The organism is Candidatus Woesearchaeota archaeon (assembly GCA_003694805.1).
Taxonomy (GTDB): domain Archaea; phylum Nanobdellota; class Nanobdellia; order Woesearchaeales; family J110; genus J110.
The window spans coordinates 1-1,337 of record RFJU01000060.1 but is presented as its reverse complement, the minus strand read 5'-3'; the positions used below and the strand labels follow the sequence as shown (position 1 = coordinate 1,337).

2 protein-coding genes are annotated in these 1,337 nt (G+C 51.2%); both read left to right on the top strand.

The genetic code is table 11. The annotated features are described in order from the left end of the window. The first annotated feature begins 217 nt into the window (after positions 1 to 217). Entirely contained in the window at positions 218 to 472 is a 255-nt protein-coding gene (locus tag D6783_02405) for a hypothetical protein (GenBank protein ID RME53307.1), read from the top strand. A 91-nt stretch (positions 473 to 563) separates the two neighbouring features. Next, positions 564 to 1,103 carry a hypothetical protein gene (locus tag D6783_02400; protein ID RME53306.1) on the top strand — a complete coding sequence of 180 codons (540 nt, stop codon included), beginning with the start codon at positions 564 to 566 and terminating at the stop codon, positions 1,101 to 1,103. Positions 1,104 to 1,337 lie beyond the last annotated feature (234 nt).

Genomic DNA, 1,337 nt, shown 5'->3' with positions numbered 1-1,337 from the left:
GAGTCTAGGCCAGTCTAGGAGTCCGTCTGACAAACGGAGCCTAGGCGATGACGCCGAACATGCTCGCCTAGGAGCGCGCGGGGATTAGGCTAGGATTGACGCCTAGACGATACCGGTCTGCGTCATTATTACGAGTGTCTCAAAAACAAAAAAGCAGAATAGCTTGGGGAGTCCTGTGCCTATGGGACTCCCTTGTGGTGTTCTGCCAACCGAGAAGATGAAGATAAGGAGTAGAAAAATGGCTAAAGTATGGAAAGAAGCGCTGTATTTGGCCCGTTACTATCGGGCTGGGGCCTGGGAAAGGGCCGCTAGTGGCGGAAGCACTGGCGACCTGGGCTACAAATTTTCCGTTCGCTGTATGGAAGAGGATGCGGAACGGTTGGGAATCCCGTCGTGGATCTTCTACCGCGCCGCTTTATCAGGCGAACGCATGTATCACAAAGGGATGCCATACCCGGATCCCTATAAGTAAGACTATAGCTTGGGGAGTCCTGTAGTGGGACTCCCTTATGGTGTAGTCTAAGCACCATTCCAGCTAACCTAACCTGAAAAGGAGTCTTCAAATGGTTGATCACGTCAAGCGTTTCGTCACCAATTCCGTCTCTTCTGAGCTTGAATTCTTTCCGGCGGTTGCTCAAGCCTTCCGTCAGTTTAACGAGGGGAATCGTTCGCCCCTCTATCGGTTGCTTTGCGTGACCAATGGCAAGAAAGCGGAGAAGATCCGCGTGATTGAAGGGGAGAAGCTTCCCTTTGCTCCGCACCTCAAGCGATTGATTGAGTATGCGGCGGAAGGCTTTGAATACAAGGATTTTAAGTATAATCCGAGCCTTCCTCTTGGGATCAGTCTCAAGGTCTCGATTGAATCCGGCGGGAATGCGGGGTTCAACACGGAAGTGATCGAGCAGATCGAGAACCTTTCGGGCAAGACTGTCCGATCCAAGGAATATAAGGAAGCGTTTCCGCCGATCAAGAAGGAGAAGCCTGAGAAGCCGATTCTCGAAATTGCCGAGGGATACATTAAGCGACTCGGTGACGAAAAGGCGAGGCTCATCGCGCTTGCCATCTTGGAGTTGGAGAAGAAGAAGGAGTCGGCGGACTCCTGATACCTCCAATCCAGGCTATAGCTTGGGGAGTCCTGTAACGGGACTCCCTTATGGTGTAGTCTAAGCACCACAATCAATCAATCAAGAAAGGAAGGAGTCCAACAATGTCCAATATCGTCTGCCAGATTCCGAACATCAGCAATGTTCAGGTTACTGTTCCGATCAATCGGGAGTTCCTGGAAGTTCAGAAGAGGTTCTTCGACAAGGACGATTATGACTCGTTCAAGCGGAGCG